The organism is Cellulophaga sp. BC115SP, assembly GCF_009905545.1.
GTDB classification, from domain to species: domain Bacteria; phylum Bacteroidota; class Bacteroidia; order Cytophagales; family Spirosomataceae; genus Flectobacillus; species Flectobacillus rivi.
Genome location: NZ_JAAALB010000161.1, coordinates 1 through 925 on the forward strand (window position 1 = coordinate 1; position 925 = coordinate 925).

The window sequence follows — 925 nt, forward strand, 5'->3', positions numbered from 1 at the left end:
TTGCGTTCGTCTTCATGGTGCTTTTCTTGGATTTGTTCTTGGGTAGAAAGTCCGTTTTTGAATGCTTCGTAGGCAATCTTCTGGAGTGTAGTTCTTTGTTGCTCTCGATGGGCAATTCTCTCATTGATTTCTATTTTCTGTCCTTCAGCTTTAGCTACTTGGGTATCCTTCTGATAATAGAAATACCCTACTGCAATGAGTAGGCATACAAACAAAAGAGCTCCGCCCTGTAGAAGGCGTACCTTCCAGAGCGGGAGCTTGATGGGGAGATAGAGTTGACTAAACATTACAAAAGTTCAAGGATTCTATACTTGAGCAAGTTGGTCATAGCATCGTCCTCTTCTACGAAGTTTCGTAGTAAACTAACATCTGAGGCGTCCAACTCTAACTCGTTTCCTTTGTAAATGTCAAAGCCTAAAAACATAAGTTTTCCAGCACCTCTGTTGCTATAGGCAATACGTGAGGCTAGGATTTGTCCGATGTTTAATTCTTGAGCATTTTCTACAACTGCCTTATCATCTAATCCCTTGAAAGGGATGTTGAAGTTTATCTTTTTCTTATTCATTGGTCTTAAAAGTTACAAATTGACCAGATTGAGGATCAACTTTTTGAATACTGGTGAAAGTCAAACCGAGGTTCTCTAAAAGGTACTCAACCAAAAGGGTATCTGGTTCATTGTACCAATCTTCGAATAACTGACCTTCTGCTCTCCAAATCTTATTGATTTGTGAGATTCCTTCGGCTTGAGGGAAACGAACTTTATCTACAATCTTCGAAATGTCGATGACTTCTGCATACGAGATTTCAGCCGTTTGCTTCATTTCTGAAATGTTGTCATAGTTCACTAAAATTTCACTAATGCCCTTTACATTGGGAGCTAATAGGATTTTGTACATGAGGTGTGTGATTTAGAGGGTTAAAAATT

At 39.0% G+C, this 925-nt stretch carries 3 protein-coding genes; all 3 read right to left on the bottom strand.

The annotated features are described in order from the left end of the window. Positions 1 to 287, bottom strand: a 287-nt coding sequence (locus tag GVN22_RS27400; protein ID WP_166554170.1) for a hypothetical protein, incomplete at its 3' end; no start/stop codon positions are given. After that, on the bottom strand, positions 287 to 565 hold the full coding sequence (locus tag GVN22_RS27405; RefSeq protein WP_166554171.1) for a hypothetical protein: 279 nt from the start codon (positions 563 to 565) through the stop codon (positions 287 to 289). The genes GVN22_RS27405 and GVN22_RS27400, both read right to left, overlap by 1 nt. Next, complete coding sequence (locus GVN22_RS27410) at positions 558 to 896, bottom strand: hypothetical protein (RefSeq protein WP_166554172.1); 339 nt, start codon at positions 894 to 896, stop codon at positions 558 to 560. Before GVN22_RS27410 ends, GVN22_RS27405 begins: the two co-directional genes overlap by 8 nt. Positions 897 to 925: the final 29 nt, after the last annotated feature.